Source organism: Streptomyces sp. NPDC046977 (assembly GCF_040644455.1).
GTDB lineage: Bacteria > Actinomycetota > Actinomycetes > Streptomycetales > Streptomycetaceae > Actinacidiphila.
Map to the genome: position 1 here is coordinate 1 of NZ_JBEYWO010000049.1, position 12,188 is coordinate 12,188.

The 12,188-nt window shown below is 75.1% G+C and carries 7 protein-coding genes; 4 read left to right on the forward strand and 3 right to left on the reverse strand.

What is annotated here, in order from left to right; genetic code table 11:
- Positions 1–261 precede the first annotated feature (261 nt).
- Together ABZ883_RS39895 and ABZ883_RS39900 are read left to right on the forward strand one after the other, a co-directional pair.
- A complete protein-coding gene (locus tag ABZ883_RS39895) occupies positions 262–3,915 on the forward strand; it encodes a serine protease (protein WP_360916082.1) in 3,654 nt (1,217 codons plus the stop codon).
- Positions 3,916–4,046: 131 nt separating this feature from the next.
- Positions 4,047–5,000, forward strand: coding sequence for a bifunctional riboflavin kinase/FAD synthetase (locus ABZ883_RS39900; protein ID WP_360916085.1), 954 nt, complete (start codon positions 4,047–4,049; stop codon positions 4,998–5,000).
- A 74-nt stretch (positions 5,001–5,074) separates the two neighbouring features.
- Here ABZ883_RS39900 and ABZ883_RS39905 read toward each other — a convergent pair whose 3' ends face one another.
- From ABZ883_RS39905 to eccE, 3 genes are all read right to left on the reverse strand, one after another.
- Positions 5,075–7,342, reverse strand: a complete 2,268-nt coding sequence (locus tag ABZ883_RS39905) for an SCO5717 family growth-regulating ATPase (protein ID WP_360916088.1) — start codon at positions 7,340–7,342, stop codon at positions 5,075–5,077.
- 304 nt (positions 7,343–7,646) lie between these two features.
- Positions 7,647–8,471 carry a hypothetical protein gene (locus tag ABZ883_RS39910; RefSeq protein ID WP_360916091.1) on the reverse strand — a complete coding sequence of 275 codons (825 nt, stop codon included), beginning with the start codon at positions 8,469–8,471 and terminating at the stop codon, positions 7,647–7,649.
- Positions 8,471–9,808, reverse strand: a complete 1,338-nt coding sequence (eccE, locus tag ABZ883_RS39915) for a type VII secretion protein EccE (protein ID WP_360916094.1) — start codon at positions 9,806–9,808, stop codon at positions 8,471–8,473. Before eccE ends, ABZ883_RS39910 begins: the two co-directional genes overlap by 1 nt.
- A gap of 258 nt (positions 9,809–10,066) precedes the next feature.
- Between eccE and eccB the strand changes: the two genes are divergently transcribed.
- Together eccB and ABZ883_RS39925 are read left to right on the forward strand one after the other, a co-directional pair.
- Positions 10,067–11,596 carry a type VII secretion protein EccB gene (eccB, locus tag ABZ883_RS39920; protein ID WP_360916097.1) on the forward strand — a complete coding sequence of 510 codons (1,530 nt, stop codon included), beginning with the start codon at positions 10,067–10,069 and terminating at the stop codon, positions 11,594–11,596.
- A 197-nt stretch (positions 11,597–11,793) separates the two neighbouring features.
- Positions 11,794–12,120: a WXG100 family type VII secretion target gene (locus tag ABZ883_RS39925; RefSeq protein ID WP_360916100.1), complete on the forward strand. Its 327-nt coding sequence runs from the start codon at positions 11,794–11,796 to the stop codon at positions 12,118–12,120.
- Positions 12,121–12,188: the final 68 nt, after the last annotated feature.

Below are 12,188 nucleotides of genomic sequence, written 5' to 3' on the forward strand. Positions count from 1 at the left end.
CAGGGGGGGTGGTGGGGGCCCTAAAACAACGCCGCCCGCGCCCCGGGGGGGGGGGGGGGGGGCCCCCCCCCCCCCGCGCCCCGCGCCCCACGATTCCCCCCGCAGTGGTGCCTATCCAGGCCGCAAGATCAATTCACCCCAACGGGCAGGCGCTCGGAGTGAAGAGAGGGAGCGTCAGGGGGCGCGTTCACCTGGGGATCTGTTGGAACGATCACCGGACCTCTACGGTCGAAACGGGCACTGTGGCGGGGAGGTGCGCGGATGTCGGTGTGGTCCGCCGAGGTGGACAGGGCGTTGGTGCGGGTCTGTGACCTGGCCGGACGGCCGCGGGGGACGGGGTTCCTCGCGGAGGCGGCCGGTGGGTGCGGGACGCTCGTGACGAGTCATGAGGCAGTCGACGGGCTGGTGCGCGTCGTACTGCACGCGTGGGGCGAACAGACGATCCTCGCGGAGGCGGACGCCATCACGCCGCTGCCCGGGCTCGGGCTGGCGCTCGTGGCGGTGGAGGGGCTGGAGGGCGTGCCGCCGCTGCCGGTCGCGGCGGCCGTGCGGCCGGGGCGGGTGCGGCTGCGGGGCCGGGAGTGGACGGAGGCGGAGATCGTCGGCACGGCGTCCGTCACGTACACGGCCACGGACCGCTTCCATCTGCTGGACGAGGTGTACGAGTTGTCCGCGCGGGGGTGGGAGCCGGATCCGCGGGTGTCGGGCGCGCCGGTGCTCGATCCGGGGACGGGGGCCGTGCTGGGCGTGGTGGTGACCGCGCTGCACGCCGGGCACCGGGCGGACGGTTTCGCGGTGCCGTTGCGGGGGCTGGGGGAGCTGCTGGACCGGAACGCGGCGACGGTCCCGGCGTACGGGGCGCATCTGAATGCGGCGGGGGCGCTGCAGCTGACGGCCACGTCGGTGGCCTCCGCCGGCGCGCCGCGGGGGTTGTGGGAGCGGGAGCCGGTCGTGCGCCCGGCGACGGAGGCGGTGCTGCGGGCGTTCGCGGAGGGCGGCTGCGGGGAGGCGGGGCGTCCGCTGGTACTGGGCCTGGTGGGGGACCCGGGCTGCGGCCGGACGACGGAGCTGGCGGCGCTGGCCGTGCGGCGCGCGACGGGGGCCGAACCCGCGCCGACGCTGTGGCTGCGCGGGGCCGAACTCCACGCGGGCGACGGTGGGTTGAAGGACGCGGTGGAGCGGTCGCTGCGTGCCGCCGGCCGCATCGTGCACGCGGGGGCGACGCCCGGGGACGCCGCGCCGGAGACCTCGCCGGACGCGGTGGCCCACTTGGCCGAGGACGCCGGGCGCCCGCTGCTGGTGGTGCTGGACGGGCCCGAGGAGATGCCTCCGGTGCTGGCGCACCGCCTGCCGGACTGGGTGGCGGGCACCGCGAGCTGGCTGCGGGCGGCCGGGGTGCGGCTGGTCGTGGCGTGCCGCCCGGAGTTCTGGGAGCAGGCGGGCGGGCTGTTCCCGCGGGGCGTGCTGCACGATCCGGGCCGGCGTGCCGGCACCCGGTCGCTGCCCGCCTGTGTGCGCCTGGGGGCGCTGCCGGAGCCGCAGGCCCGTGCGGCGCGTGAGCGGTTCGGCGTCCCGGAGGGGGCCCTGGCGGCGGAGGACGAGGCGCATCCGCTGGCGTTGCGCCTGCTGTCGGAGGTGCGGGCGGAGCTTGCGGAGGGCGCCGGGGGGTGCCCGGACCGGGCGGAGGTCTTCGGGGCGTACCTGGACCTGGTCTGCCTGCGGGTGGCGGTGCGGCTGGCCGCGGACGGGCGGGGCGACTCGCGCGGCCCGGCGGTGCGGCGCCTCGCGGCGCGGGTCGCGGGCCGGGCGCACGAGGCGGCGCGGCGCTGCCTGGGCCCGGGGCAGGGGGAGCTGGACCGCGAGTCGTTCGAGGAGCTGTTCCCGTGGCGTACGGGATGGGCCTCCGCGGTGCTCACCGAGGGCCTGGTGGTTCCCGCGGGCGCCGGATACCGCTTCGCGCACGAGGAGTTCGCGGACTGGCTCCAGGGCGGCCACTTGGAGCTGGACCAGGCGCTGCACGCGCTGGTGCACCGCTGGTCGGCCCCGGCGGGGGGTACGGGGGAGGCCCCCGTGCGGCTGCCGGCGCGGCCCCCGGCGGCCGCGGGGCGGGGCGGTACGCCGCCGGTACCGCCCGCGCCGCCCCTGGCGCCGCCGTCCGCGCCGCACTCCCTGCCCGTGCCCCGGCACCGCATCGGGCCGGTCGTGCAGTCGCTGCTGCTGACCGCCCGCCGCTCAGGGGCCGCCGAACTCGCCCGCAGGCTGGAGGAATTGGTGCGCGCCCTCGACGGGCACGCGACGGCTTCCGCCGCCCGTGGCGGCGGGCTCCCGCTGCTCGACGGGGTGCCGCGCCCGCGCGACCGCGGCGATGCGGGTCCGGAGTGGGAGCGGGCGCGCCGGGCGGACGCCGTGTGGTGGGCCGCGCACCTGCTCGGCGAGGCGCTGCTGAGGGTGCCGGACGCGCTGCCGTACCGGGGCGTGCTGCGGCTGCTGGCGGAACGGATCACGGCCCGGTCGATCGAGGCCGGGGGATTCCGGGAGGCGCCGGGGCTCGGGCAGTTCGGGCCGTGGTTCTGGCGCCGGCTGCGCCTGCCGCTCGACGAACGGCTCGCACTGCTGCGGCAGTTGCTGCCCGCCGACGCCCCGCCGCAGCGCGGGGACGAGGAGCGCTTCCTGACCGCCGCGGGGGAGGAGCTGGCCGCCGCGCCCCGCGAGGCGCTGCCCGCCGTCTGCGCCTGGTTCGCCGACGAGCGGCCGCTGCAGGCGCTCCCGGGCGGCCCCCGCCCGAGCGTGGCCACCGCCGCGCAGGCCCTGCTGCACACCCACCGGCACCGCGCCGTGGACGATCTCACCGAGACCCTGGTCGCCGCCGCCCATCCGCGGGCCGACGAGCTGCTGGCCGCGCTCGCCGAGGACGAACCGGCCGCCGTCTGCCGGGCCGTCGACCGCTGGGCCCACGACGGACGGCCGGAACGCCATGTGGCCGCCGCCGCGTACGGCCTGCGCACGGCCCCGTACGTCACCGTTCCCGCCGACGGCCGCCTGCTGCGCTACGCCGCGCTGGCGATCCTCGCCCGCCCCGCCGACTGCAGCCTGCACGGCGCCGCCCTCGCCGTCCTCGTACGGGACCCGGCCGCCCGCTCCTTCCACCTGCCGGCCGCCCTGGAGCGTTTCGCGGCCGGCGACCCGCGGCTGCCCGCCGACGCGCTGGCCACCGCCCTCGCCACCCATCCCGAACCGGTCCTCGCCGTCTTCCGCGCCCGGCTGCGCGAGCCGGGCGGGGGCGGCGCCGAGGTGCTGCGCGCTCTGGCCGGGATCGGCGAGCAGTCGCTGGCCCGCCGCGCCGCCGACCTCGTCCGGGACCACCTGGAGCACCGTCCCGAGGGTGCCGCGCACGTCGCGGAGTACCTCGACCGCCGCCTGGAGGACGGTCCGGGGGTCCGCGCCGTGCTGCTACCGCTGACCGCCGGGCTGCTGCGGGAGCATGCGCCCGAGGTGCGGCGCGCCCTGGCGCCCGTGCTGGCCGCGCCCGGCGGCCACGCCTCGCGGCCGCTGCGCCAGGAGCTCCTGGACGTCCTCCTGGAGCGCGAACGCGACCACGGTGTGCTTGACGCCCTGCTCACGGCGGCCGCCGAGGGCTGTGCCCTGCGGCCCGTGCCGCTGACCCGCGACCTGGTGCACCGCGTCGGCGTCACGCTCTGCCGCTCCCCCGAGGGGGCGACGCTCTTCGACCGCCGGCTGGTGCAGCTGGCCGCCGCCCATCCCGGCTTCGCCCGCCAGGTGCGCGGCTGGCTCGCCGCGGACAGCGGCGGGGTGTGGGACACGCTCGTCGGGCCGAGCGCCCGGCGCGCCTTCGACCGGCCGGCCCCGGGTGCCCGGACCGCAAGGGCACCGGAGGCGACCGCCTTGGTCCCGTGAGCGGGCTCCCGCGGGCGGTACCGCGCCGCGCGGCCCGCCGCGTCCGTGGGGGCGCCGCGCCGGTGGGGCGCCCGGCATGGCAGTCTTGGACCTGCAATCGGACAACCAACAGCGGTCGAGGAGCGGTCACAGTGCAGCGCTGGCGAGGCTTGGAGGACGTCCCGGGCGACTGGGGACGCAGCGTCGTCACCATCGGCTCGTACGACGGCGTGCACCGTGGGCACCAGCTGATCATCGGCCGTGCCGTGGAGCGCGCCCGTGAGCTGGGCGCGGCCTCCGTCGTCGTCACCTTCGACCCCCACCCGAGCGAGGTCGTGCGGCCCGGCAGCCACCCGCCGCTGCTGGCGGCCCACCACCGCCGCGCCGAGCTGATGGCGGAGCTCGGCGTCGACGCCCTGCTGATCCTCCCCTTCACCGCCGAGTTCTCCCGGCTCTCGCCCGGCGACTTCATCCGTACGGTGCTGGTCGAGGCGCTGCACGCGCGGACCGTCATCGAGGGCCCCAACTTCCGGTTCGGGCACAAGGCGGCCGGGGACGTGGAGTTCCTGTCGGCGATGGGCCTGAAGTACGACTACGAGGTCGATGTCGTCGACCTGTACCTGACCGGCGCCGCGGGCGACGGCCAGCCCTTCTCGTCCACGATGACCCGGCGCCTGATCGCCGAGGGCGACGTGGCCGGCGCCATGGAGATCCTCGGCCGACCGCACCGCGTCGAGGGCGTCGTCGTCCGCGGCGCGCAGCGCGGCCGCGACCTGGGCTACCCGACCGCGAACGTGGAGACCGTGCCGCACACCGCGATCCCGGCGGACGGCGTGTACGCGGGCTGGCTGCACGTCGGCGACGAGGCCATGCCCGCCGCGATCTCCGTCGGCACCAACCCCACCTTCGACGGCACGGCGCGCACGGTCGAGGCGTACGCCATCGACCGCGTCGGCCTGGACCTGTACGGACTGCACGTCGCCGTCGACTTCCTCGCGTACCTGCGCGGGATGGAGAAGTTCGACACGATCGACGCGCTGCTGGAGCGCATGGCGGACGACGTCAAGCGGGCCCGGGAGATCGTGGACACACACGACGCCGACTGAGCGGCCGCACCCACTCACGACCGAGGGCCCGCCCCGCCGTCACGGCGGGGCGGGCCCTCGGTCTTCCGCGCTTCCTACTGCTGGTGCGTCCAGCCCGGCGGGATCGGTCCCGGAGCGGCCTGCTGCCCCGGCTGACCCTGCTGCTCGGGCTCCTCGGGCTGCTCGGGCTGCTGCTGCGGCGCCTGCTGGGCCTGCGGCGGCGGGGGCGGCTGCTGGGTCCAGCCCTGCGGCACGGCTCCCGGGACGGGCGGGGGCGGCGGGGCCGGCTGCCCGTACGCCTGGTGCTGCGGCGGCGGGGGCGGGTAGCCGCCCTGCTGCGGCGGCATCGGCTGTGCCGGGTAGGGCTGCCCGTGCTGCGGCGGCGGGTAGCCGCCCTGCTGCGGCATCGGGTGCTGGTAGAGGCCCTGTGCCTGCTGCGCGCGCACGAAGTCCTGGGCGACCATGGCCGCGAGGTTGAAGTAGGCCTCACGGGTCTTGGGCCGCATCATGTCGAGGTCGACCTCGGCGCCCGCCGCCAGGTGCTCGTCGAAGGGCACCACGGCGACACCGCGGCAGCGGGTCTCGAAGTGCGCGACGATGTCCTCCACCCTGATCATCTTGCCGGTCTCGCGGACCCCCGAGATGACGGTGAGACTGCGCTGCACCAGATCGGCGTAGCCGTGCGCGGAGAGCCAGTCCAGGGTCGTGCTGGCGCTGCTGGCCCCGTCCACGGACGGCGTGGAGACGATGATCAGCTGGTCCGCGAGGTCGAGCACGCCGCGCATGGCGCTGTAGAGCAGGCCGGTGCCCGAGTCGGTGAGGATGATCGGGTACTGCTGGCCGAGCAGGCCCACGGCGCGCCGGTAGTCCTGGTCGTTGAAGGTCGTGGACACCGCCGGGTCCACGTCGTTGGCGATGATCTCCAGACCGGAGGGTGCCTGCGAGGTGAAGCGGCGGATGTCCATGTAGCTGTTGAGGTGCGGCAGCGCCTGGACCAGGTCGCGGATGGTCGCGCCGGTCTCACGGCGCACCCGGCGGCCGAGGGTGCCGGCGTCCGGGTTGGCGTCGATGGCGAGGATCTTGTCCTGCCGCTCGGAGGCGAGCGTGGCGCCCAGCGCGGTGGTCGTCGTGGTCTTGCCCACGCCGCCCTTGAGGCTGATCACCGCGATGCGGTAGCAGGAGAGCACCGGGGTGCGGATCAGTTCCAGCCTGCGCTGGCGCTCCTGCTCCTCCTTCTTCGCGCCGATCTTGAAGCGGGACGGCTGGTTGTTGTTCCTGCGCGCCTTGGGCTGCTGGCGCAGCAGACGGTCCGAGGACAGCTCGACGGCCGCGTTGTAGCCCAGCGGGGCGCCGTGCGTGACGCGCTGCTGCTGGTCCTGGCCGGGACCTGGGCCTCCCCAGCCGGCCGCGATCCGCGGGTCGACCGGGGGCTGCTGCTGCGGCGGCTGGGCCTCCGCATCCGGCCGGCCCTGGTGCGGCTGGTGCGGCTGCGGAGCCGGCGGCTGCGGCTGACCGTGGCCCTGCTGCGGGGCGGACGGGTCGGGGCCGGCCTGCGGCGGCAGGGGCTGCGCCGGGACGGGACCGGGGAACGGCGGCTGGGCGTAGGGCGGTTGGCCCTGCTGCGGGTACGGCGCCGGCGGCTGCTGCGGATAGCCGTAGCCCTGCTGGGGATGCGGCGGCCGGGGCGCGTTGGGGTCGGCCCACGGCGCCCCCTGGGCGGGCTGCGGATAGCCGTAACCGCCCTGCGCCGGCTGCGGATAGCCGTAGCCGTACGGGGGCTGGGCCGGCGGGGCCTGCTGCGGAGCGTTGGGGTCGGCCCACGGCGCGCCCTCGGTGGGCTGCGGATAGCCGTAGCCCTGCTGGGGATGCGGAGCTTGCGGCGGCTGCTGGAGCTGCGGCGGCTGCTGCTGTGCGGCCGCGGCCCGGTACTCCGGCGGCAGGGGCGGTACGAGGGACTGCGGCGCGGGTGCCGGGGCGGGGCCGGGGGCCGGCGGCTCGGGCTGCCGGCTCTCCTGGGACTGCTGCGCGTCCGGCTCCGGGGCCGCGGGCGTCTGCTCCTCCGGCTCCGGGCCGGCGGCCGCGGCCGCGTCGGGCACCTGGAGGGCCGGTGGCGTCTGCCCGGTGCCGCCGCTCGCCGGCTGTTCGGCGGCGGGAGGGGGCGTCACGGCGGGGGCCTGCGGTCCCACCGGCGACGGCTGCGGCGGAGTGCCCCCCGCGGCGGCCGTCGAACCGCCGCCTGCCTGCTGCGTGTACCAGGACGGGGGCGCGTAGTCGATCTGGAACTCACCCGTGAGGTCCGCGTCGGACTGATCCCCGTCCGGGGCGGCCGCGCCCGCGCGGATGTCGTCCTGATCGCTGCTCACTGTGCCTCCTGGTCAACTGATGTACGTGCCCGGCCCGTCGGGAAGGGCAGGCATCCCCCGGCAAGCCTTTCGCGGCTCACCGCAAGAGCCTAATCACTTGCCCCGCACGGACGGCAAGTGCCATTGGCCTCACACCCCGCACCACGACACGAGGCCCGTTGTGTCCCCGTACGGAAGCCGGGCGTCGCCGAGTTGACGTCCCGGTACCCGCACCGGGCCCCTGTGCCCCATGCCCGCCACCGGGAACGGGAAACGCCCGTCCCCGGCCGGGCGCTACCGGGCCCGAAGGAGCGGGGCACTGTTGTCAGTCGACCCGCCGGGCCGGCCCCAGCAGTCCCGTCTCCGCGTCCGTCGGCTGCGTCATGACGAACTGCCGGTGCTTGCGCGTGCACCACATCGTCACGTTGTCGCCGAGGGTCGGCAGCGCGGCGACATCGGTCTCCGACAGCCCCATCACCCGGCCGATGACCTCGGCCTCCTGCGGGGACACCCGCTGGAGGCCGACCACGTCCGCGCTGTTCAGCAGACGCGGCGCGGTCGGGCCGAGATAGGGGAGCAGCGTCATGACGGACTGCCAGGACTGCGCTGCGACCCGGCTGCGCGGCGGCCGGGCGCCGCAGTCGCGGACGATCACCACCGGGCTCTGCACGGACGGGCCCTGCGGCGCGATCCGGCCGACCTCGTGCACCGTCACGCACTGCTGGCCGCCGCCCGCCGCCTGCGCCATGGGCGCCCAGGACTGCGGACGGGCGGTCTCCACCGCCACCCGCGCCCCGGTCGCCGCGGCCCGCAGCGACAGCACTTGCGCCAGCCACATGCTGCCGATGAGCAGGACGTCCAGCCGGGCCGGCCGGCTCAGGGCCAGCACGGCGGGCAGGCCGGTGGCGTCGACGCCGATGACGACACCGTCGTCACCGATCGGCAGGGACAGGCCGGACAGCTGCCCGGTGGCCATGGTGTGACGGTCACGGCGCGGGCCGAGGAGCCCGAAGGCGGCGCGCAGGGAGCGCCGCGCGGTACCCCCGGCCACGGGGCCGCCGTGGTCGGGACCGAGCGGCAGGTGCGAGGGGCGCGGTCCGGTGCCGCCGGGGCGCTGTCCGCCGAAGGCGGGAACGGTCGGGGACGACATCAGCGGGTACCTCCCAGGGGCAGCGTGGCGAGAATGCCGGGCACCTGCTCGCGGTCCAGCCGCACCAGGCCCACCTTGGACACGGTCGCGCGCAGCTCCAACTGGGTGCGGGCCTCCAGGAGTTCGTTCTCGCTGCGGCCGGTCAGCCGCACGTACCCCGACAGCAGCGACGCCCGGCTCCCGCCCGGCGCGACGACCAGCGAGAAGGTGCTCGCCAGGGCGGGGGAGGAGGTCAGCAGCCCGACCAGGTCCGGCAGCCCGGTCGCCCGGTCGCCCAGCTGCGGCCAGCGGCTCACCCAGTACGTGGTGTGCCAGCGGTCGTCGCAGCGCCAGGCGCGCGGGCCCTCCGACGTACGGCGGGCCTGGCGGCTGCCGTCCAGGGCGGCGCCGCCGGTGGTGGCCAGCGGGTTCACGCAACTCGATGTCGCCACCGCGGCGATGATCTCCGGCTCGGTCAGCACACGGGCCCGCAGGCCCGCGCCCACCAGCCGGCTCGTCAGGTGGTCGGCGGCGCGCAGCAGCGCCCGCCGGGCACCGGCCATGCCGCCGCCCCGGGCCGTGACGGCCTCCGGGCACAGCTCCGGGTCGAGCTTGAGGGCGATCCACGTCAGCCGGAGCCCCGGGGTCTGCGACTGCGCCTGGAGCGGCGCGTACGACCGTGCGGCCACCGCCTGCGGCGGCAGGTGCGGCGCCGGCGCCGGCTGGGTGTGCTGGACGACCTGCACGGAGGCCAGGCGGATGTCGTCCACCTCCAGCACGCCGTGCAGCAGGTCGAGCGGCAGCGAGCGCGTGCCGCGCGCCGGGCGCAGCGGTTCGTCGACCGCCTGCACCTGCACCACGGCGGTCAGGAAGGTGCCGTCGCCGACCATGCCGATCTCGCGCTGCTCGCGCTCGTCGGTGAAGCTGTAGGTGCGCAGCGCCGGATCGCACTCGACGGCGGGCACGAAACCGGGGTCGGTGCCCGGCGGCACCGGGGCCGCGTTGCGCCGCTGACGGGCCTTCAGCTCCCGCCCTGCGGACATCCACTCGGGCATCGGACGGCCGCGTCTGCGCAGCAGCCCGAAGAGCACCAGGGGGAGGGCGACGGCGGCGGCCACGACGGATCCCATCACCCTGTGGACCAGCCAGCCGCCCAGTACGAGCGCGAACGCCAGCTCTATCAGCACGAGTTGCTGCACCCGCACCGGGCCTATGCCGCCCGGCCGGCGGGTCGTCACCGGGGCCGCGGACCGGCCCCGCGGGGCGCGGGCGGCGTCGCCCGGCATCCCGGGCGGCCCGCCGTGGGCGGACGGTGGCTGGTTCCCGGACGTGCGCCCGGACCTGGTCGCGGTGGTCATCCCCCGTACAACCCTTCTGCTTCCGTTCGTACGTCTGCTCCGCCGCTTCGCGTGTGCATCGGGGCCCCGGGCCCCGCTACGCCCCACGGGACGCTGCCGGCAGCGGCTGGCGGGCCGATCACCCTACCCCGTACCGTACGGTGCGATCGTCACACGGCATAGTAGGGGCCCCATCGGCCCCCGCCGTCGTCGCGGCGGCGCGGGCCCCGGCGCCGGGCACGCCGACACAAGCGCGAACAACGGGGAGTTGACGCAGGGATGGCGACACGCAGGGATGAGCTGAACGCCTACTCGTTCGCGCGCAAGCGCACGGTGGCCGCGTTTCTCCAGCCGTCGCCGCACGGTTCGGAGGAGGCGGCCCCGCGTCCGCTCAGGACCGTCGCCCCGAGCCTCGTCGTGGCCCTGCTGATCGTCGTCGCCTTCGGCTTCTGGGGCATACTCAAGCCCTCCGCGCCGACCGGCTGGAACAAGCCGGCCGAGAAGGTCATCGTCGGCGACGAGTCGACCACGCGCTACGTGGTGCTGAAGACCGACGGCGAGCCGCAGTTGCACCCCGTTCTCAATCTCGCCTCCGCCCGGCTGCTCCTGGACCCGGAGAAGTTCGGGGTCATCAAGGTCAAGGAATCGGTGCTGGACAACAGCGGCATGACGCTGGGCACGACGATCGGCATCCCGTACGCCCCCGACCGGCTGCCGGGCGCCGACGACGCGGGCAGGGCCAAGACCTGGGCGCTGTGCGAGTCGCCGGGCGGCGGCACCAACGGGTCCACGCAACGCGCGGTGTTCGTCATCAACCAGCAGAAGCCCAAGGAGGCGGCGCTCGTCGGCGGACGCAACCGGCTGCGCGACGACGAGGCCATGTACATCGAGGTGCCCGGCGGCGCCCAGTACCTGGTGACGGACAAGGGCAACGCCTATCTGCTGGGCGACCCGGCCGGCCGGCAGGACCCGGTCACCGTGAACCTGCTGCGCCAGGTCGTCTTCGGTGCCTCCGCGCAGCCGCAGAAGGTGGACGCCGCCTTCCTGTCGACGCTCAACAGCAGGAACGGCGCCCTGTACTTCCCGCCCGTCGCCGACCTCGGTGCCCCCTCCGCCGCCCCGGGCCTGAGCCCGGAGCACGCGAAGGTCGGCCTGGTCCTCAAGGCCAACAACGACCAGTACGTGGTGCAGAAGGACCGGGTCGTGCGGGTCACGGACTTCATGGCGAAGCTGCTGCTCAACATCCCGCAAGCGGCGTCGTTCTACAGCGGTTCGCCGCAGCCCGCGTCCGTCGGCATCGGCGAGGTCGCCTCGGCGCAGGCGAGCGAGACGTACCTGAACAACCTGGGCTGGCCCGAGAAGGCCGTCACCCAGGCCAACACCCAGGACGAGAACACCGGCCGCCGGGTGGCGTGCAGCGTGTACGGCGGCAGCGACGACAAGCTCACCCAGCAGCCGTCGATGACGATGTGGGCGGGCCGCAAGTTCCCCCGGGACGTCGCGCAGAGCGGTACGAACACCTACGTCTCCCCGGGCAGCGGCCTGTTCTACAAGGCGTACGACGGCACCGACAAGCGCATCGGGTCCATCTATCTCGTCACCGACACCGGCCTGCGCTACTCGGTGCCGACGACGGGCGACAGCGACGCGGGCGGCGCCGCGAAACAGGACGCGGAAGTCGGGGTCGTCCAGACCAAATTGGGGTACGGGAAGAACTCCCCGGTGCCCGTGCCGAAGATCTGGTCCGATCTTCTGGCGACCGGTCCGACCCTCGACGAAGGCGCCGCGAAACAGGCGCAGGGTTCCTGATCAAGGCCGGAACAATACCCTCGCCGCCCCTCAACGCCCTTAGCAACGTGAGGGTTTGGTGATGACGGTCAGGATCCCGATACGGAACCGGTTATCTGTTCGCCCTGTCGTGGGTATTGGCTAGAGTTGAAGACCGACGACACCCAACGTTGTCGATCGGATACCGGATCTTCTACGTCTCATGGGGGACTCCACACATGGCTGGACAGCAGTTCACCATGACCGAGGAGGAGATGGTTGCCTTCAGCAGCCGTATCTCCACGGTCAACTCCTCGATCCAGGGCGAGATTCGCCGCCTCCAGACCGTGATCGACACGATCACCTCGGGCTGGAAGGGCTCCGCCGCCACGGCGTACAACAACCTGCAGACGCAGGTGAACCAGGACGCCAACAAGATCAACCAGATCCTGGGCGACATCAAGGAAGCCGTCGACGCGAGCACCCGGAACTACTCCGCCTCCGAGGAGGAGCAGCGCGCGTCCATCCAGAGCATCTCGGGCCAGGGCGGCAACCCGTTCGGATGACCGGCCCCGTGCGCCGGTGCCCGCCGCCCAGCACGGGCGGGCGGCCGCGCACGCCGTACCAGCCGTTC

What these genes read in the sequence shown, in the direction of transcription:
- ABZ883_RS39910 (WP_360916091.1), bottom strand. Translation starts at nt 8,471, where the DNA reads ATGTCGTCCCCGACCGTTCCCGCCTTCGGCGGACAGCGCCCCGGCGGC.
- eccE (WP_360916094.1), bottom strand. Translation starts at nt 9,808, where the DNA reads ATGACCACCGCGACCAGGTCCGGGCGCACGTCCGGGAACCAGCCACCG.
- ABZ883_RS39925 (WP_360916100.1), top strand. Translation starts at nt 11,794, where the DNA reads ATGGCTGGACAGCAGTTCACCATGACCGAGGAGGAGATGGTTGCCTTC.
- eccB (WP_360916097.1), top strand. Translation starts at nt 10,067, where the DNA reads ATGGCGACACGCAGGGATGAGCTGAACGCCTACTCGTTCGCGCGCAAG.
- ABZ883_RS39895 (WP_360916082.1), top strand. Translation starts at nt 262, where the DNA reads ATGTCGGTGTGGTCCGCCGAGGTGGACAGGGCGTTGGTGCGGGTCTGT.